The 19,546-nt window shown below is 47.6% G+C and carries 18 protein-coding genes; 1 reads left to right on the forward strand and 17 read right to left on the reverse strand.

Features of this window, described 5'->3' with window-relative positions; genetic code table 11:
* Genes mnmA through cobO form a run of 3 tightly spaced genes read right to left on the reverse strand, consistent with a single transcriptional unit; the run spans position 1 to position 4,148 of the window.
* Positions 1–1,044, reverse strand: coding sequence for a tRNA 2-thiouridine(34) synthase MnmA (gene mnmA / locus BUQ78_RS01440; protein ID WP_084532142.1), 1,044 nt, complete (start codon positions 1,042–1,044; stop codon positions 1–3).
* Positions 1,041–3,596, reverse strand: a complete 2,556-nt coding sequence (locus BUQ78_RS01445; RefSeq protein ID WP_074199057.1) for a calcium-translocating P-type ATPase, PMCA-type — start codon at positions 3,594–3,596, stop codon at positions 1,041–1,043. Before BUQ78_RS01445 ends, mnmA begins: the two co-directional genes overlap by 4 nt.
* A 21-nt stretch (positions 3,597–3,617) precedes the next feature.
* On the reverse strand, positions 3,618–4,148 hold the full coding sequence (gene cobO / locus BUQ78_RS01450; protein WP_014806701.1) for a cob(I)yrinic acid a,c-diamide adenosyltransferase: 531 nt from the start codon (positions 4,146–4,148) through the stop codon (positions 3,618–3,620).
* Positions 4,149–4,210: 62 nt separating this feature from the next.
* Here cobO and hypF point away from each other — a divergent pair, with 62 nt between their 5' ends.
* On the forward strand, positions 4,211–6,499 hold the full coding sequence (gene hypF / locus BUQ78_RS01455; RefSeq protein WP_074199058.1) for a carbamoyltransferase HypF: 2,289 nt from the start codon (positions 4,211–4,213) through the stop codon (positions 6,497–6,499).
* A gap of 75 nt (positions 6,500–6,574) precedes the next feature.
* Here the strand turns inward: hypF and BUQ78_RS01460 are convergent, their stop codons facing one another.
* The 14 genes from BUQ78_RS01460 to BUQ78_RS01525 form a co-directional block, all read right to left on the reverse strand.
* Positions 6,575–6,772 carry a cold-shock protein gene (locus BUQ78_RS01460; protein ID WP_009201128.1) on the reverse strand — a complete coding sequence of 66 codons (198 nt, stop codon included), beginning with the start codon at positions 6,770–6,772 and terminating at the stop codon, positions 6,575–6,577.
* 129 nt (positions 6,773–6,901) lie between these two features.
* Positions 6,902–8,377 carry an IMP dehydrogenase gene (guaB, locus tag BUQ78_RS01465; protein ID WP_074199059.1) on the reverse strand — a complete coding sequence of 492 codons (1,476 nt, stop codon included), beginning with the start codon at positions 8,375–8,377 and terminating at the stop codon, positions 6,902–6,904.
* A 32-nt stretch (positions 8,378–8,409) separates the two neighbouring features.
* Complete coding sequence (gene gltX, locus BUQ78_RS01470) at positions 8,410–9,813, reverse strand: glutamate--tRNA ligase (protein WP_074199060.1); 1,404 nt, start codon at positions 9,811–9,813, stop codon at positions 8,410–8,412.
* Between the two features lie 27 nt (positions 9,814–9,840).
* The gene (locus BUQ78_RS01475; protein WP_074199061.1) at positions 9,841–10,563 is read right to left on the reverse strand and encodes a septal ring lytic transglycosylase RlpA family protein; all 723 of its coding nucleotides are present in this window, start codon (positions 10,561–10,563) and stop codon (positions 9,841–9,843) included.
* On the reverse strand, positions 10,560–11,735 hold the full coding sequence (gene ispF / locus BUQ78_RS01480; RefSeq protein WP_074199062.1) for a 2-C-methyl-D-erythritol 2,4-cyclodiphosphate synthase: 1,176 nt from the start codon (positions 11,733–11,735) through the stop codon (positions 10,560–10,562). Before ispF ends, BUQ78_RS01475 begins: the two co-directional genes overlap by 4 nt.
* Complete coding sequence (locus BUQ78_RS01485) at positions 11,735–12,859, reverse strand: PIN/TRAM domain-containing protein (RefSeq protein WP_014806695.1); 1,125 nt, start codon at positions 12,857–12,859, stop codon at positions 11,735–11,737. The genes ispF and BUQ78_RS01485 overlap by 1 nt, the downstream gene beginning before the upstream one ends.
* Before the next feature lie 17 nt (positions 12,860–12,876).
* Positions 12,877–13,494, reverse strand: coding sequence for a recombination mediator RecR (gene recR / locus BUQ78_RS01490; RefSeq protein ID WP_014806694.1), 618 nt, complete (start codon positions 13,492–13,494; stop codon positions 12,877–12,879).
* 14 nt (positions 13,495–13,508) lie between these two features.
* Positions 13,509–13,817, reverse strand: a complete 309-nt coding sequence (locus tag BUQ78_RS01495) for a YbaB/EbfC family nucleoid-associated protein (protein WP_014806693.1) — start codon at positions 13,815–13,817, stop codon at positions 13,509–13,511.
* A 5-nt stretch (positions 13,818–13,822) separates the two neighbouring features.
* Positions 13,823–14,449 carry a V-type ATP synthase subunit D gene (locus tag BUQ78_RS01500; protein WP_074199063.1) on the reverse strand — a complete coding sequence of 209 codons (627 nt, stop codon included), beginning with the start codon at positions 14,447–14,449 and terminating at the stop codon, positions 13,823–13,825.
* Positions 14,446–15,849, reverse strand: a complete 1,404-nt coding sequence (locus BUQ78_RS01505) for a V-type ATP synthase subunit B (RefSeq protein WP_318259445.1) — start codon at positions 15,847–15,849, stop codon at positions 14,446–14,448. The genes BUQ78_RS01500 and BUQ78_RS01505 overlap by 4 nt, the downstream gene beginning before the upstream one ends.
* Positions 15,850–15,852: 3 nt before the next feature.
* A complete protein-coding gene (locus BUQ78_RS01510; protein WP_084532146.1) occupies positions 15,853–17,610 on the reverse strand; it encodes a V-type ATP synthase subunit A in 1,758 nt (585 codons plus the stop codon).
* Positions 17,603–17,884: a hypothetical protein gene (locus BUQ78_RS01515; RefSeq protein ID WP_014806689.1), complete on the reverse strand. Its 282-nt coding sequence runs from the start codon at positions 17,882–17,884 to the stop codon at positions 17,603–17,605. The genes BUQ78_RS01510 and BUQ78_RS01515 overlap by 8 nt, the downstream gene beginning before the upstream one ends.
* A gap of 18 nt (positions 17,885–17,902) precedes the next feature.
* Complete coding sequence (locus BUQ78_RS01520; protein ID WP_074199065.1) at positions 17,903–18,940, reverse strand: V-type ATPase subunit; 1,038 nt, start codon at positions 18,938–18,940, stop codon at positions 17,903–17,905.
* Positions 18,927–19,538, reverse strand: coding sequence for a hypothetical protein (locus BUQ78_RS01525; RefSeq protein WP_074199066.1), 612 nt, complete (start codon positions 19,536–19,538; stop codon positions 18,927–18,929). Before BUQ78_RS01525 ends, BUQ78_RS01520 begins: the two co-directional genes overlap by 14 nt.
* Positions 19,539–19,546 lie beyond the last annotated feature (8 nt).

Consider the following 19,546-nt stretch of genomic DNA (forward strand, 5'->3'; position numbering starts at 1 on the left):
TTATCTCTCAAAACTGGCAATAATGCCTCCTCCTACGACTATCTCACCGTCATAAAGAACCAATGACTGACCCGGCGCAACGCCCCAGAAGGGGGACTCAATTGCTTCCGCTACGAACTCCCCCTCATCAAGAGAAGTTAACATGACCGTTTTAGGTATAGCCTTGTACCGATGTTGTGCTGCGTATGTTGCCCCAACCATGGGTCTTTCAAGCCAATGGGGATGAATACAAATTATGGTACGCTTGTATAAATCCGCCTTTCTGCCGACAACGAGAGTATTGTCTTGGGCTCGTATTTCCAAAACGTACCACGGTCCGTTGGATAGTCCGAGGCCTTCCCTTTGCCCTACCGTATAAAATACTAATCCGTCATGATACCCCAATAAATCGCCCTTTGTGGATATTATGGGCCCCTTCGTTGCTTGTGCATTTGTCGCAATGAAGTCCTTAAATTTTTCTTTCTCCCCCAAGAAACAGAGGTCAGCGCTTTCGGGAACGTCACGAAAAACCTCTCCAAATATCTCTCGGGCTTTTGCCTTAACCTCGTCCTTTGTCCAGTCGCCAAGGGGGAAAATTATCCTATTCAACCATTCTTTTTTAAGGCGATAGAGTACATAACTTTGTTCCTTTTTAAGATCTTTGCCCCTGACAATATTATAAGTTAAATCACTTTTAACAATTCTAGCATAATGTCCTGTCGCTAGGATATCGGCATCAAATTTTTCAAGCATCTCAAAGAGGACTTTAAACTTAACGCCGGGGTTGCAGAAGATGCATGGGTTTGGAGTTACCCCTTTTGAGTAAGACCTTATAAAGGGCTTTATGACTTCATTGCTAAACCGATCTTTTACATCGACGACGTTAAACGAGACCCCTAGGCGATCGCAAATTTCTTGGGCCCTTTTCATGTCCTCCTCGTGCCCATCAGACATCAAAAGATAACATCCTATCGCATCATATCCTTGCTTGAGAAGCAGCCACAGCGCAAATGAACTGTCGATACCACCGCTCATCGCCACAATGACCTTCAAATTTACGATCACTCGCCTCTAATCAATTTATACAACTGCAAGATGGTTGTTGGAATCAGAGCTCCGATCAATACAATCCCCCATTCGTTTAACGACAGCGGGACTATCCTCAAGACCTTTTGAAATATAGGAATATAGGTAATGCTCACCTGAAGCAGGATCGATGCAAGCACTCCGAAGAAAAGAAACGGGTTGTTCAAAAGGTCAGAAGGTCGCCTCAAAAAGCTGGCCTCCCTTACGTTGAAGACGAAGAACAATTGAGCTAAAACCAAACTGTGAAAGCTTATCTCCGTAGCCTTAAGCGGAGAAAATCCCAAGCACTTTAAGACATACACTGTTATACCAAGGACACCCAAAAACATCACTGTTCCAAAAATACCAACCTTTACCTGATAAGCCTTCGTCAGGATGTCCTCGTCCTTCCTCTTGGGAGGTCTTTTCATGGTGTCAGCCTCGGCAGGATCAAGAGACAGCGCCAACGCCGGTATTACATCAGTCACAAGGTTTATCCAAAGTATTTGAAGGGGAAGGAGGATAGCCGGCAACCTAAGCAATATCCCGCCAAATACGATGAGAACCTCGCTTAAATTGCAGCATAGGAGGTACATTACTGCTTTCCTGATGTTGTCAAATATCCTGCGGCCCTCGGCAATGGCATTTACTATGGTGGCAAATCTGTCATCTTCAAGGATAATATCAGCAGCCTCCTTGCTGACCTCGGTACCCTGAATTCCCATGGCTATTCCCACGTCTGCTTGCTTTAAGGCTACGGCATCGTTTACTCCGTCGCCCGTCATTGCCACAACTTCGCCTGCCTTTTGAAGACCTTTAACTATTTTGAACTTGTGTTCGGGAAACACCCTTGCAACGACGGCGACTTCCCTAGCTCGCTTGGCTATTTCCTCCTCGCTCATCTCGGCGATCTGTCTGCCCTCTAGTGCCTCAAACTTATCTTGGTTTATTATGCCGACCTCTTTTGCAATGGCCACGGCAGTCGTTACGTGATCGCCTGTTATCATTATGACGTGGATACCGGCCTCGCGACAGGATGCAACGGCCTCCCTTACTTCTTCGCGGGGAGGATCCATGATCCCCACAACTCCCAAAAAGGCCAGTTCATCTAGCGACTTACCGAAGGCAAATGCAAGGGTTCTCATGCCCATGCTGGCCAGTCTTTCCACGTTTTCCTGCCATCTATTGCGAATATCCAAGGAAAGCGGCCGTAACCCGCCTTCATCATAGATGAATTTACAGTCATCAAGTAAACGTTCGGGCGCCCCTTTCACGGCCACCCATTCTTCATGATAAGTAGCCATGCGCATGGTCGTGGAATCGAAGGGATCTTCTTTTAACCTGTGATACTGTTCTCTTATTTGAGTCGGATTGTAGCCGTTATCGCTGGCCCATTTAAGCAGTGCGATCTCCATGGGATCGCCTATGCTATTTTCACCGTTAATCGTGGCATTGTTGCATAAGACAGCGACTTTAAACATGAGCTCTCTTGCCTCATCGCTGGCTGGCACATGCTCCCTGACGGTCATCTTATTTACTGTGATCGTTCCGGTCTTATCCGTACATATCACGGACGTGCTTCCTAGTGTTTCCACCGATGCCAGGTTTCTCACCAGGGCATTGAGCTTTGCCATCCTGTGAACCCCTAGGGCTAACGTCATGGTCGCAACAAAGGGAAGCCCCTCCGGGATGGCAGCTACGGCCAGCGCTATTCCAGTCTGAAGCATTGGCAAAAGTTTGTTGCCCTCCAATACGCCCAATGCAACCGTGGCCACCACGATAGCTAACACAAGCTTTATCAGGAAATGGGTAAATTTGGCAAGGCGCGCCTCCAACGGGACCTCTTGTTTTTCCACCGTTTGAAGCATCTTGCTTATGCGGCCAAGCTCGGTATTAAGTCCTGTAGCGCATATCAGAGCTTTTCCGCTTCCACGCACTACCGCCGTTCCCGCATAGAGGCAATTCGTCCTGTCAGGCAGAAGGGTGTCTTTGGGCAATGTCTTTACAAATTTGTCCACCGGGACCGATTCCCCCGTTAATGGCGACTCATCCACTGCCATCAAATATGCTTCAAGGAGCCTGCCATCAGCCGGGACTACATCGCCCGCTTCAAGCAACACTATATCACCCGGCACTAGCTCCTCAGATGCCACCAAGCGGACTTCCCCATCCCTAAGCACCTTGACCTGCCGGACAACCATGGATTTAAGCGCCTGCAAAGCCTTTTCGGCGCGATACTCGGTGAAAAAGCCTATTGTCGCGTTGATCAGTATTACGATCAGTATAGCTCCGGCATCCAGCTTTTCGCCCATAACTAGGCTTATCAAGGCTGCAGCGGCCAAGACGTAGACCATTGGGCCTTTAAATTGTCTTATAAAAAACTTCCACCATGGGACTTTTTCTTCCTCTGCCAGCTCGTTTGGACCATAAATTTGCAGACGCCTTTGGGCTTCCTGTTGCGATAAACCATACTCGCCCGATGAATTAAGTTTCGATAAAAGCTCTTCCTCCGTCAGGTCGTGAAAGTCTTTCAACTGTACCAATTCTTCCAACAAAGGCCCCCCTTTAATAATTTAGTATTCTATGCCCTTTCTTGCCATGATATCCCTTTGATACGGATGCTTGACTTCTACCATCTCCGTCACCAGATCGGCTATCTCGATCAATTCCCTAGGAGCGTGCCGTCCCGTCAACACTAGTTCTATGGTCGGCAACTTTATGCCGATCAAGTTTAGCACATCCGATAGGGAGAGCAAACCGAAATCGACGGCAACGTTTATCTCATCCAATACGACCAGATCGTATTTTGGGTCTGTAACGCAATCTCTGGCGATTGCTAGGCCTCTTTGGGCTTCCTTTAAGTCAGCCTCTGTATGCTCGCCCTTTCTGAAGCATTTATCGCCCCCCGTCCTGAATAAATCCACACCAGGAAGATAGCTTAGCCCTTTTATCTCGCCGTAAAAGGGCCAGCCCTTCATAAATTGGACCATGGCAACCTTCCCTCCATGGCCTACGCACCTGACTATCAATCCCATAGCTGCGGTAGTTTTCCCCTTACCGTTACCAGTATATACATGAATTAAACCTCTTTCAAATAAAGACATGAAATTACGCCTCCCATTGAAACAAATTTCTCATGGGATTACAATGCCTGTTGCGAGGAGGTATGTCAATAGTGATTCGAAAAGTCTTACTCGTCAAAGGCATCGTTCAAGGTGTTGGCTTTAGGCCTTTTTGCGCCAAGCTTGCGAAGGAGTTAAAGCTTGGCGGAAGCGTACAGAACAACTCATCAGGAGTCTTGATCGAACTTTGCGGCAGCAATGAAAACATAGACGAGTTCTCAAAGAAGCTGCTTGATGAAGCTCCCCCCCTCGCGATGATCCAGACAATAGAGATCATTAGCGAGGAAAAACTGTTAGGGCCAATAGGGGAATTTACAATAAAGGCAAGCGAAAGGCAGGAAATGCAGCTGGTATTGATACCGCCGGATATCGCAACTTGCGATGATTGCCTGCAGGAGATGAGAGACCCCAATGACAAAAGGTATCGTTATCCCTTCATCAACTGCACAAATTGCGGTCCAAGGTACACAATTATCAAGGAGTTGCCCTATGACAGGACAAAGACCACCATGGCATGCTTTCCCATGTGCGATGATTGCAGTAGCGAATACAACGACGTGACCGACCGGCGCTATCACGCCCAACCGAACGCATGTCCAGAGTGTGGGCCCACATTATGGCTCTGCGATGCTCGCGGGAAGAAGCTGGCATCGAACGATGAAGCCATAGCGTTGGCCAAGGCGCATCTCAAGGCAGGTCGTATTCTAGCGGTAAAGGGAATCGGCGGATACCACTTAGCCTGCGATCCGAGAAACGATGAAGCCGTAAGGGCTCTTAGAGCTCGAAAAAAAAGACCGGACAAACCCTTTGCTCTAATGGCCAAAGATTTTAAGGCAGCCGAAAAGGTCGTGTTGCTCAACGGCATGGCAAGAAAGCTTTTAGCTTCGCCAAGAAGGCCAATCGTGGTTTGTCCCAAAGCAAAGGGATGCGGCCCTTTGCTATCGGCTTATGTAGCCCCAAATATAGATACTTACGGAGTCATGTTGCCCTATACGCCCATACAACATCTGCTGCTGGAAGACGAAGACCTGGATTTGCTAATCATGACGAGCGCCAATTTGTCCGATGAGCCATTGGTTGCCGGAAATAGGGAAGCCCTTCAAAAGCTTGCGTCTATAACTGATTATTATCTTATGCATGACCGCGATATCTACGTCAAGATAGACGACTCAGTCATAGCCATGGCCGGCAATACGCCCATCTTCACGAGAAGGGCAAGGGGGTATGTGCCCCAACCTTACATCTCAAAAGACGTGCTACCGCCTATTTTTGGTGCTGGCGGAGAGATGAAGTCGACCTTTTCCGTATCTCACGATCACTATATATTTACAAGCCAATACCTGGGCGATTTAAAGGAAGTGGCAAGCATTGCCTTGTATGAGCATGTCATGGATATGTTTTTGTCGCTTTATGAAATTTCTCCCCTGTTCTTAGTGCACGACAAGCACCCTATGTATCTGTCGACGAAGATAGCAAAAGATAAATTGCCTGAGGTAAAAGACAGCCTTGCAGTCCAACACCATCATGCCCACCTGGCTGCCTGCCTTTGGGATAACGATTTCCAAGGAGAGGCCATGGGCTTAATCTTAGACGGTACTGGCTTCGGCGACGACGGCAACATCTGGGGAGGAGAAATACTGGTAGGCAATGCCAAGAGCTTTATCAGATGGGGACACCTTTTGGAAGCGCCGCTTCCCGGAGGAGATAAGGCAGTCTTGGAACCTTGGCGTTTTGCACTTTCAATATTGCTTAAAACTTTTGGGCTTGATAAATCTATGGAACTGGCCGATAAATTTTGGCCTGACCGTAAAAGGACGTCAGAAGCCCTGATCAGAAATATGAATATTTACGTAAAAACCTCGTCTGCCGGAAGGCTCTTTGATGCCGCCGCTTCTTTGCTCGGACTACGGGATGCCGTAACCTACGATGCGCAGGCCGCCATAGAGCTGGAAGCCCTAGCAAAGGGAAGGGAATGTGCGCCTTTTCGGTTAGAACGCGAAAACGGCCATCTCATTCTGGATTGGCGTCCTGCCATAGAATGGCTGATTATGGGGCTAATGGGCGGCAAAAGGAAAGAGCGGCTGGCTGCCGGCTTTCATGACGGCTTCGCTGCAGCGCTAGCCCAAGCTTGCAAGGACATATCCCTTGAAACGAGAATCCGCCACGTGGCACTTTCCGGAGGAGTATGGCAAAACAAGAGGCTGCTAAACGTCACCTGTGCGCTTTTGCGAAGGGCCGGCTTAGAGCCTCTCGTGCACAAAAATACCTCACCAAACGACGAATGCATATCATTGGGTCAAATAGCAATCGGCATAGAGCGTTGGTCCAAATAAAAAATGGACAGGAGGAAAATTTCCTCCTGTCTTATTGTCAAACCCGTCTTATCGTCCCTTTTGAAATAACTTACATTAAACGCGCTTTACGTGAGCTGCCTGTGGCCCCTTCGCCCCTTCGACGACTTCAAATTCCACCTTGTCGCCTTCCTCAAGCGTCTTAAAGCCCTTCATATCAATAGCTGAATAATGCACAAAGACGTCTTTGCCATCTTCCGAAGTAATGAAACCATAGCCCTTCGTTGCATTAAACCACTTAACAGTACCTAACATATTTTTGCTCCTCCCAGATACAAAAGATCAATCGCACTCACCGATGCGATCGCGTTTTTAACTATAACAACATTTTATCATTCCGTCAATATAAAGTTGCCCAAATATTGAATAGCCATCATATGAGGCCTACTCCATCCAATAGTTAGGGGCTTCTTTGGTGACCACGACGTCATGAGGATGGCTTTCCTTTACGGAGGCCGCAGTTATCTTGACGAAACGGGCATTCTCCTGCAGGGCCTTTATATCCCTGGCTCCCACATAGCCCATTCCAGCCTTTAGTCCTCCCACCAATTGATATATCAGGGACGACAATGGGCCTTTATAGGGCACTAAGCCCTCTATGCCCTCTGGAACCAGCTTTTCCTCCGTAACTCCTTCCTGAAAATATCTATCCCTACTCTTGCCCTCCTTCATAGCCGCCAGCGATCCCATACCTCTGTAGCTTTTAAACGATCTGCCTCTATATATCACTTCTTCCCCTGGACTTTCCTCGGTACCGGCAAAGAGCGAACCTATCATCACGACATCTGCTCCTGCTGCTATTGCCTTGGTTATGTCTCCCGAGTACCTGATTCCGCCATCCGCTATGACCTTGACCCCCCTGGGTTTGGCGACCTTGGCTGCATTCATTATCGCAGCAATTTGAGGCACCCCAATGCCAGCTATAACTCGTGTCGTGCATATTGATCCGGGTCCTACTCCCACCTTCACGGCATCAGCGCCAGCATCTATTAGGGCTCGTGCCCCCTCTTCTGTCGCTATGTTGCCGCCAACTATCGGCAAATCGCCGTATTTCTCCTTAAGCTTGCGTATAGTATCCAAGACAAGCTTTGAATGGCCATGGGCGGTATCTACCACGATGGCGTCGACGCCTGCCGCAACCAGTTGATCGGCTCTCGATAAGGCATCTGCCCCAACGCCCATAGCAGCGGCAACGCGCAACCTTCCCCTTGGGTCCTTGGCGGCATTCGGAAACTCCTTGGCTTTTATGATGTCCTTAATTGTGATTAATCCCTTTAGGTGACCTTCGTTATCGACGATGGGCAGCTTTTCGACCTTGTGTTTCATCAATATGGCCTTCGCGTCCTCCAAGGTTGTGCCAACGGATGAAACTATGAGGTTTTCCTTTGTCATCACATCCCTTATGGGTTGGTCATAGTCGGTTATGAAGCGTAGATCTCTATTGGTTATTATCCCCACCAACTTCATATCGGCATCAACTATGGGCACCCCCGATATATGATAATGCTCCATCAAGGCAACGGCATCACGCAGGGTATCATCGGGATGCAAGTAAAAGGGGTCCACGATGACGCCAGATTCGCTGCGTTTGGCCTTGTCTACCTCCTCGGCCTGAGCCTCCGGTGTCATGTTTCTGTGGATAACGCCTATGCCCCCTTCCCTGGCAATTGCTATTGCCAAGCGTCCATCTGTTACCGTGTCCATAGCGGCACTGCATATGGGAATGTTTAGCTCTATTTGGTTGGTAAAGAAGCTCTTCACGCAGACCTGAGAAGGTATTACTTCGCTGTAACGTGGTTCCAGCAACACATCATCGAAGGTAAATCCTTCGTAAGAGACAAATCTGTCTGAGAATTCCATTGGTCGATCCTCCTTAATTAAAGTTCGTTATTTTAGTTTTCCTGCTTTAATCTGAACAAGACCTCCTCTTTTCCCAAGACCTCCATGACGAGTGGCAGAGGTGGGCCCCAATGGCTTCCGGTTATAGCCATACGAATAGGATGGAAGAACTCCTTTGCCTTAATGCCAAGTTTTCTTTGAAAGGCCTTTAAAACCCTTTCTATCTCCTCTTTATCCCATCTACCTACCCCGCTGAGCTCTTTGGCAAGCTCTTCCATCCACAAAGGCATCTCATCGGATTTCTGTGGCCTCATAAAAAGCCAGATCAGACTATCAAACACCTCAATAATTGTGGCTTGGTCGGATAAGGCCTCAGGCAATAATGAGGCTAAAGTTGTGCTCGAACACGAAGGCTTAAGGTCCCTTTCCCTTGCTATTGCCATTAGCCTTTCCGCGAGCCAAAGGGCATCTTTTTGTTTTAGGGCCTTATTGCCCCACCATCTCAGTCTATTTTCATCATGTATTGGAGAAGATCTCGATATGCTGCAAAGGTCGAATGCCTGTGCCATAGCATCAGGGTCAAACAAGAAGTCCTCTCCTTCGACGGCCCAACTCAACGTCGCCAGATAAGCCCTCACCGCTTCAGGCAAATAGCCCTTTTCCCTCAACTCGCTTATGCCCTCGGCTCCTTCTCTTTTGCTTAGCTTCCTGCCCTCCCTCGAAAGGATCATGGGTATATGGGCAAATGAAGGGGGATCCCACGAAAGAGCCTGATATAACAGGACTTGCCTGACCGTGTTCGGGAGATGTTCGTCGCCGCGGATCACGTGTGTAATTTGCATATAGTGATCATCTACCACCGCAGCAAAAATATAAGTGGGAATGCCATCGGAACGAACTAATATAAAGTCACCAACTTCTCTGTAGGAAAGCGCGTAGTGTTTATGTACCTCGTCGTAGAACTCCACTTTGCCAGGTTTTTGTGGGACCTTAAATCGCCAAGAAGGGAGCCTGCCAGCCTCTTCGAGTTTTTTTCGCTCTTCATCAGACAGGTTTCTGCACTTTCCTGAATATTTCGGCGGTAAACCTTTGGCCAACTGATTTTCCCTTTCGCTTTCCAGTTCTTCTACGGTACAATAACAAGGATAAACACAACCCAGATCTTTTAACTTCTCAAGGACATCATAATATATGCCAAATCTGTCACTTTGCCTATACGGACCATAAGGGCCTCCCACATCAGGGCCTTCGTCCCAATTAAGGCCCAGCCACAATAGGTCATTTTTTATCGATTCCTCGAACTGCATAGAGGACCTTTCTTTATCGGTGTCCTCTATGCGAAGCACAAAACTTCCCTTCCATTTTTTCGCCCATATCCAATTAAATAAAGCAGTTCTGGCACCGCCTATATGCAGATTGCCCGTGGGCGACGGAGCGAAACGAGTTCTAACGCGCATTTTGCAATGGCTCCTTTCCTAAGTCGATTAATGGCTTGGTGCGTACAATATTTCCATCTTGACCTTGGATATACCCCTGCGAGTGACGTCCAACAAGTCAGCGGCTAGCTTTGACATGTCAACCATGCCATCCTTCCCGCATCGATCTGTCACCTTGACGATAACGCTTTTTTTATTGCCTGGGTTTGATAGCCTCACCATTGAGTTCAGGGGAACGTCATTGCACGCTGCAGTTAGCTGCCAGTCGTAAAAAGTCTCCCCGTTGGCCATTCTGTTTCCGTTCCATCTTGGCCCTCCGTACCAAGTGGCAATTACGTCGTCGGGGGCACCTTCTTTGTCGACATCCCATGTTCCGTAGTGGGCTTCATAGATATTGGTAAGCCAAAGTCCTGCCAGTATCATGGGCGTGCTTTTGTGAAACTTGGCCAAATCGGGGGTTATCGTCAAGATGTCCTCTCGGTTTCTGTAGGATATTACAAAGGTTCCGTTATCGCATTTCTTGATATAGTAGTCGTAACTTTTTCGCTGTTGCCCAAAAATCTTTTCCAATTTATTTAGACATGATAACACGATGTCCACCTTTTCTTTGGGTACCGAAGCTATAACCCTTTCGCCGACATGTAGTTCAATTTTAGCTCCCGAGTCATGGATCCAAGGATAGGGTCGAGACGCATTGGCCTTTTTTGATAAGAGAAGGACTATGGCAATCATGACGGCGAACAAAATCGACCTTCCATTTGCCTTTCTCACAGAATATCCCCCCTCATCGTCGCTATGCAATGACACCTCATGCAACGAGCTCTTCCAACTGCACCAACGCCTTCTCCTGATTTTACCTTTATATTCACAACTTTTCCTTTATTCCAAATTAGGTTAGACAATGCGTCCTCCAAATTCTCCTTAAATCGTTCGATGTATCCCGAAAGCCTTGGTAGCTGCGCTTCCAATGTTACATCAAGCCATATCAGGCTCCAATTTTTCTGAGATAAAAGGCGAGATATTTCCTGCAAGAAGATGAGGCTCGATGCATCCTTGTACCGTTCGTCGGAGGCTGGATAAAGGGTACCCAGATCTGGCTCTCCGGCAGCTCCCAACAAGGCGTCCGCCACCGCGTGGGATATCACATCGCCATCGGAATGACCGTCAAGCCCCAAGGGTGCATCGGGGATATCGCATCCTGCCAAGATCAGCTTTCGCCACGGACGTAAGGGGTGTACGTCAAAGCCATGCCCCACCCTGAATTGGCCCATCCCCTGTGCTATAGTCTCACAAAACTTCAAGTCGCTTTCATAGGTGACCTTAATATTATTTGGTTCTCCTTCTACAAATTTAATCTCATGACCTGCCTTTATCCATGCCTCGGCCTCGTCTGATATATTGTCGCCGGCTAACTGCATAGCGGCAATCAACTCCTCTCGCGGAAATCCTTGAGGTGTCTGTGTGCACCATAAGTTTTCCCTAGACACCGGAAAGATATCTCCTTTACCGGACACCCTTTTCAAGGCATCCCTGACCGGAGTTAGCGGTATCACCCCGCTTTCCGGTGTAAGGGCCGATATTATACGCTTAACCAAACGCACAGAGGCAAAGGGGCGAGCTGCATCGTGGACCAATACGTAATCGCCGCAAGAGGCAGTCACACCGGCAAGCGATGACGCTGGCCTCGTCTCTCCGCCCTTAACGATCTTAGAGGGCATATCAAACTTGTCGAGGTGCTCGATCTGATCGGTAAAATCGATGTCCCTCGGAAATACCACGACCGCTTCCTCTATCAACCCCATGGAATACAACCTGTTGGCTAGCCTTAACCCCCATGCCCACAGGGGAATGCCGCCCAAGGGCCGAAATTGCTTGAAGGGGCTTCCCATCCTGGCGCCCCTTCCCCCAGCTAACAATACGAAAGAACATCTTTTATGGAACATCAATTTGCCTCACGTTTTACTCTGCCAAATATCATCCTCCCTGCTGAAGTTTGCAGCAGGGATGTTATGACCACTTCAACCCTTTTGCCGATGTATTTCTCCCCATCCTCGACGACCAGCATCGTCCCGTCAGTTAGATAGGCAACTCCCTGATTGGGCTCCTTGCCTTCCTTGATGACATCCACCTCCAAGGTCTCGCCTGGTATAAGCACCGGTTTTAAGGCATTGGCTAGATCATTTACGTTCAACACCGAAAGCCCTTGAATGCTGGCGATCTTGTTGAGATTATAATCCGTCGTTATTATCTTTGCCCTCAGTTTTTTAGCCAGCTCTATGAGGCCTTCGTCGACCGTATCCACTTTGAGCTCTTTAAGGGTTTGCTCCAGTATCTCGACTTTTACATCGGGGAGCTTTTGAAGATCCTCGACCACTTCCATCCCCCTGCGCCCCTTTGCCCTCCTGAGAGGATCTGTCGAATCGGCTATAGCCTGCAACTCCAAGAGCACGAACGCGGGGATGCATAATGTACCCTCTATGAAACCCACTTTTGCGATGTCAAGTATCCTGCCATCAATAAGCGCACTGGTGTCGAGGATCTTTATATTGTCGTGCACGTCTTCCTCTCGAGTCCTTTTCCCTTTCAAGTGAAATCTATCCCTAAAGACCTCGAAGGAGGACCACATGCTCACGATTTCGTCTTTTCTCCTTAAAAAGATGATCAAACCTATGTATCCCAAAATTATGTTTAGCAAAATAGCCAAATAAAAACCCAGGTTCGGTATGGCCGATAAGGGCATAGCCAATAAGTTGGCCACAATTAATCCTACAATCAATCCCAATATGGCGACAAATAGATCTTGCCATGTAAAGCTTTGCAGGGATCTTTCAAATATCTGACCGATTCGGGCGATGCCACGGATGAAGAGGGGGGCCAACAAATAACCGATAAAGGCAGAAAAAACAATCACGAGCCCCCACATGGAAAGATCCAGCATTAAAGTGCTCTTTGGCCACCAGGGACTTCCGGATAGGTATTGGGCTAACTGATATCCGGCTATAGCGCCCAATATGCTTAAAAGGGTCCTTATTATTATGTTGACAAGTCGTCCCATGCCTTCTTGCATTAAAGTTTACCTCCCGTTTATTGTCTGCCTTCGCCTCTTTTTAAGCATGTCCTAGCCTCCAATGCAGCATGTAGCGTTGTCCTGTCCGCAAAGCTCACGCTTCCGCCAACGGGCAAACCATAAGACAACCTGCTTACAGTTACAGGCAAGGGATCCAGAACCGATGTTATCAGGTTCATCGTCAGCTCCCCCTCGACCTTGGGGCTGAAAGCCAATATTACCTCCTTAATATCTCCCTGCGATACCCTCTTAACGAGACGCTCCAGGACTTGAGGTGATACCTCTTCACCCTCTAAGGGAGAATATAACATTCCCAGGACGAAATAAAGCCCATTATATATGCCGGCCTGCTCTAGGGTGATTAAGTCCTCGACGGATTCTACGATGCACAGCGTAGATTTGTCCCTAAAGGGGTCGCTGCAAATCGAGCAGGGATCGTCGTCGGTAATATTTCCACATATGCTGCATGGATGGAGAGACGAACTACACTTACGTATGCCCTCGGCAAGGGCTTCGGAAAAACCTTTCGGCTGTTGAAGTAAAAAAAGCACCATCCTCCTGGCACTCTTTTCTCCTATGCCAGGAAACCTCTCAAATAGCCGCATCAAATCCTCTAACGGCTTCGACAAAGCCAATCATTTCACCTGCTTTACATGAGTCCCGGCAATCCAAAGCCGGCTCCAAATTTGCTTAATCTCTCGTTTGCCAGATCCTTGCTTTTTCTTTGGGCATCATTAATGGCAGCCAGAATCAAATCCTCCAGCATTTCAATGTCATCGGGGTTCACTACTGCTGGATCTATGGAAATGGAGACGAAGTCCCCCTGCCCGTTGCACTTTACCTTAACTACTCCTCCTCCGCTTTCGCCTTCAACGGTTTCTTTGGCCAGCTCCTCTTGGATTTTCAACATCTGTGCCTGCATCTTTTGAGCCTGTTTCATCAGTTTGTCCATATTCATATGTGTTACCCCCCAATAATTTTTCTCTTCTTCAACCAGCTTTTCGTGATGAACCTCTCTTGTCTTTCCTTTTCGTTTAAATAGAAAGTGATCTGGCGCTTCTCTTCCTCCAGCTTGGGCAAGAGATTTTGTTCCATGGTGTTTATTCTAAGAAGCGTTTTATGCAATTCTCCTTCCAACGCTTTTAATTTTACATGTAAATTTATATACTCCCAAAGCACTTTTCTTGCCTCCGCCAGATCCTGTATTAGCATATCTATATAAATGGAAAAAAGCATGGGATCGTAAAGCTCCATGGGCGACGGAAAGTTCTCATCGGGGTAAAAGGACGGATACTTACATCCCATGGCCTGATTGAGCCTTTGGGCAACCTTACTTTGGGGGATGCTAATCCCCAAAAGGGATATTGATGCTTCCCCGTCGTGCAGTCGCGCCAACGCATAGGACGAATATATCTTAGTGCAACTCCGCAAAAAAGCGCCTTTTATTTCCCTGAAGCGCTTTTTATCGTCCTCCATGAGCTGCAATAAGGTATCTCTTTTTCTCTCCAGTATCTCCTTGCTCTTTTTTAGGGATGAGATGCTACGCTTTACCTCCAAGAGTTGGTCCCTGGTCAGCGGCCTACGGCTCAAAATTTCATCCCTCTTTTAAACGACATCTCCTCGATCAAATATGAGGGCAGGCGATGAAGCTCTTCCTTTGGTAAGGTTAACAGACAATCCCAAGCACATTCAAGTGTTTCTTCCAAGGATCGACGCTTGTCTTTCTGATTTACAAAGTACGTCTCGAATTTCTCTCCAAAGTCCAGGTATGACAGCTCCGTAGGAGTAAGCCCCTCTTCTCCGATTATGGCCTTGAGCCTCACGAGGTCCTTGAAGCGCCCGTATGCAGCGTACAACTGATCTGATAACGATCTATGTTCCGGAACGGTGGATTTCTCCCCTATGCCCTTATTCATCAACCTGCTCAAGCTGGATAGCACATCTATAGGGGGAAATATTTGTCTGCCATGAAGTGACCTATCCATGACGATTTGCCCCTCAGTGATGTACCCTGTCAGATCCGGCACAGGATGGGTCAGATCGTCATCGGGCATCGTTACGATTGGAATCTGGGTGATGCTTCCCTTGAGGCCGGAGATACAGCCTGCTCTCTCGTAAATGCTTGCCAGATCGGAATACATATATGAAGGAAATCCCCTGCGACCGGGAATTTCCTCTCGCGCCGAGCTCACCTCTCTGAGCGCTTCGCAGTAGTGCAACATATCCGTCAATATCACTAAAACGTCATACCCTCTTTCGAAGGCGAAGTATTCGGCCACGGTCAAGGCCATCCTTGGCGTAAGGATCCTTTCTATGGATGGATCTTCTGCTAAATTGAAGAAAAACACCCCTCTGTATATCGATCCGCTTTCATGAAATGCCCGCCTGAAATATGCGGCCTCCCTTTGTGTGATGCCCATTGCTGCAAATACCACCAAAAAGGGTTCCTTGCCATTAGAAGACGCATCAGTGCCAGCGTACTTAGCAATTTGAGCTGCCAACTTATTGGCAGGAAGCCCCGTTCCCGTGAAGATGGGAAGCTTTTGCCCCTTTACCAAGGTGTTCATAAGGTCAATCGTTGATATCCCCGTCTCGATGAATTTATTAGGACTTTTTCTCCTCCAAGGATTTATGATGTTTCCCTGTATGGGTGCCCACATTTCAATGCACGATATCGGGCCTTCTCCATCTATTGGATCAGCCCGGCCGTTTAATATGCGACCCTGAAGGGCAATGCCGAGAGGTATCTTTATTACGTCCCTCTCGAGCCATACGATTGAATTTCCCGGCGAAAGTCCCATCGTCTCACCGAAGACCTGTATGACGCAAAGCTCTTCTGTTATCTGAAGAATTTGGCCGTAATCTTCCCCAAAATTAGATACGATTCTTACGACTTCCCCGATCCCAGCTCCCTTTACCTTATTAACGAAGAGTAAAGGCCCGGCTATTTTCTCGATGGTCCTATATCCTTCCTTCGGCAATCTCATCATCATCTACACCGCCGTGAGGTTTGACAGATCGTTTCTGAGCCTCATAATATAAGAATTCGACATATCCTCATAATCTTCCTTCTTGCTCAAGCGCAGGTCCATGAGATCCCTTGCAAAGGCCTGTTGGGAGTCAATCTGTTCAAATAAAGCGCCCTTGCTTAAGGAATCTTTTACTGCGTCATCTAATGATTTTAATGTCTTCAGCATTGCAAGCTGTCTATCGGGGTCGCAATAGGCATCTATTACGTCAAAGGCGTTCTGCTGAAGGTAAAATATGTTGATCAATTCAGAGAGCTTGAGGGTCCACTTTTCATCTTCCGTAAGGCCGTCTCTTCCCACTACCTGAACGATCTCCTGCAGGGATTTCCCCTCATTCAACGCCCTAAGGGCAAATTCCCTAAGCAGTGCCCACTGCTCGGACACATGAGTCACAAAATATTCGTTTAACGTCTCAGTATACAAAGAATAGCTCTGAGTCCAGTTGACTGATGGAAAATGTCTCTTCGTGGCAAGGGCCTTATCCAATGCCCAGAAACACCCGGAGAGTCGCAAGCCGGCCTGGGTTACGGGTTCCGAGAAATCGCCTCCAGGAGGCGAAATTGCATTGATCACCGATATAGACCCCGTGCGCTTTGGGTTCCCTAGAGCAACCACGTTTCCCGATCGTTCGTAGTAGCGAGCAAGCCTTGAGGCAAGATATGCAGGGTATCCCTCTTCTCCAGGCATCTCTTCCAATCGCCCTGAAATTTCCCGAAGCGCCTCGGCCCATCTGCTGATGGAATCGGCAATTATTGCCACGTCATATCCCATGTCCCTATAATATTCTGCTATGGTCATGCCCAGATATATGCTGGCTTCCCTTGCAGCTACGGGCATATTGGAGGTGTTGGCGATGAGTATCATCCTATCCATTAGGGGAGCATCTTTTCGAACGTCCTTTAACTTGGGAAATTCCTCTAGGACTTCCGTCATCTCATTTCCTCTTTCTCCGCAACCTATGTAGATTACGATGTCAGCGTTAGCCCACCTCGCGATCGATTGTTGGGTTACCGTCTTGCCCGTTCCAAACCCTCCTGGTATAACCGCAGTACCACCTAAAGCCAAGGGATAGAATACATCCAACACACGTGTGCCAGTTATGAGGGGCCTATCTAAGTCTAGCTTTTTTTCGACGTTCCTCGGTACCCTCACGTTCCACTTTTGATGTAATTTGATAGCCTGTCCATCTATCTCGCATACGACGTCGTCGCTGGAGTAATTGCCTGCAGGCGCTATCCACGTCATCTCGCATTTACCGGCACCGATTTTCAATGGAACCATTATCCTGTGAGAGAAGCTTTTCTCAGTCACCTCTCCCAATATATCCCCAGGCCCAACGCGATCCCCCTTATTTAAACAGGGCTCAAATGACCAGCTTTCTCCTCCAATAGCATCCCTATGCGTTCCCTTCGATATGTATGGAGATGATTCCCCAAGCTTTCCCAAGGGCCTTCCTATGCCGTCAAGCACCTGTCCCAGCAACCCCGGACCTAGCTTAATAGATAAAAGCTCTCCAGTAAATATCACCCGATCTCCAATCCGTAAGCCTGTCGTGTCCTCGTAAACCTGGATGTCAGCGAAATTTTTCCTTACCCTCACGACTTCCCCTAGCAAACCTTCGTTGCCCACATACGCGACCTCGTATATCGATGTATTGACAGGACATGATGACGTCACGACTGAGCCCGAAATACCTTTTATTTGGCCTTTGTCGTCATACAAGCGTATCTTCTCCTTCATGAAGCAATGTGGGAAATTTGACCCAAGCGGGACTGATGGAACGTTCGGCTAACAACCTAAGCCTTAAGGGCATCTTAAAAAACCAATTTTCTTCCGTTATTATTACGGCTACATCCTGGCTGTTAATCTCCCTCCAATGTTTATGCACGTCGTTTGGATCATCACACACTATTATCTTGAATCCAAATAGCCTCCAAAGGTCAGTAAATATCTCCCGACCTAGGGCAATAACTTCCTTTTCATTATCGATCTCCATGGAATTGCCTCCCAGCAATCACTTAGTAGGGATCAACCTTCCTATGATTTTATCCGGGTTCAATCTGAAGGCAGTACCTATAGCAATGATGTTCAAGTTACTCCATTCTGCCAGGGCCTTTGCAATGTATCCGAAAGGCACCTCAAAGCCTAAGGGGTCCTTGCGAAATAAGGAGATCTGCCACCTCCAAAATTCCCTTTGGATATGCCATTGGAATTCCATTGTAGAGTTAAATGTTTTTGTTCTAACGGCTTTGTACCACGGAGTCCATCGAATAACGTCAGTTATGACCTTGGCGTTAGATAAATCCTTAGGATTGATCCATGCTCCCCCCGGAAGGTAATCCGCAGAGGATCTGCTTTCTTCTGCCCCTATCCTTTGTTTAAGCCATAAGTTTAGATTCCATAGGTCGACTAGCCTTCCGAGATATTCCTTGACTATGGCACCATTTTTATTGGGAAACTTTGAGATTGATGTTTCGTAATATCCGATGTAGTTTAATATCAACTCTCGCTCAGCCAAAATAAGGTTTTTAGACGTTTGCAAAACTGCCAAGGCACTATCCAATATAGCTCCCCGTGGATTGCCAAAAAGATAGATGCGTTCCCTGGCCATAGTAATGCTATCAGACTCCCATAAATTCTTGAAAAATTTCCTTGGAAGATCACCGTAGAGGTGCCAAAGATATTCTTGCTCCTGATGGGAGCCTTTGCTCGCAAACCTTCGAAGGATAATGCGAAAGTTGTGCAGATCAGCCTGACTTAAAACAACGGACATCAGTTCATGCGGTTCGCCCTGGGCCTTCAAATGAGCCGATCTTAAACGCCTTGTGATCTCAAACATGATTGCAAGCTCGATCTTGCGCAATGGAGAGGACAAAGAAGATAACAATTGCGAGCGATAGCTCTCGCTATATCGTCCCTCCAGAAATTCAGATTTCAAGGACTCAAAACCGCCGCGAGCAAGCGAGGAAAGCTCTTCCCATGTATAAAATCTGGCCGCCCTGGCTCTTAGGGCGGCGCATAGGTAACTGTAATTTTCTTCATGACCTCTCAATCTTTTCCATAAGCGGAGACATAATGGCTCCGATCCTTTGAAGGATGATCGGCGAGAGTCTTTCAAACCTTCCCCTAACAGTATTTTCGACAACTTTTTCCTCCTCTTCGTCCGTGACCACAGGTCCTCCCCACTGGTCATCCCTTTCGGCAATGGCAAGCCTGAAACCCACTGGCAAACTGGCCAGAAGCTTCTCCTCCTCTGGCAAAAGCCAAATTGTGCCACATTCGCAGGATAAAACTTCCAGGGCCTCTTCGAGAAGCTTGTCTAGCATAAAGCTATAGTTCGCTGAATTTGCTCTGGCGTTAAGGGTGATTTTTTCAGCCATTTCCCTAGCTTCGCAAAAAACTTCATTTGCAGCATTTGCAATAGCATCCTTGCCTGCTTTTACAGCTTTCATTTTGATCAAATCCAAGCGTTCCCGGAGTTGCTCTAAACGATGTCCTTTAATTTCTTCAGCTTTCTTCTCAAACTCTAAAGCCTTGGATGCAGCGATTTCGGCCAGCTCTTCCTCAATTTTCTGCTCGTATTCCTTTATGCGCTTTTCATACTCATCTTTTAAAAAGTTCTTGAAATTGATAAGATCTTGCGAGACCATGAATGATC

It is taken from the genome of Acetomicrobium flavidum (genome assembly GCF_900129645.1).
Lineage (GTDB): Bacteria > Synergistota > Synergistia > Synergistales > Acetomicrobiaceae > Acetomicrobium > Acetomicrobium flavidum.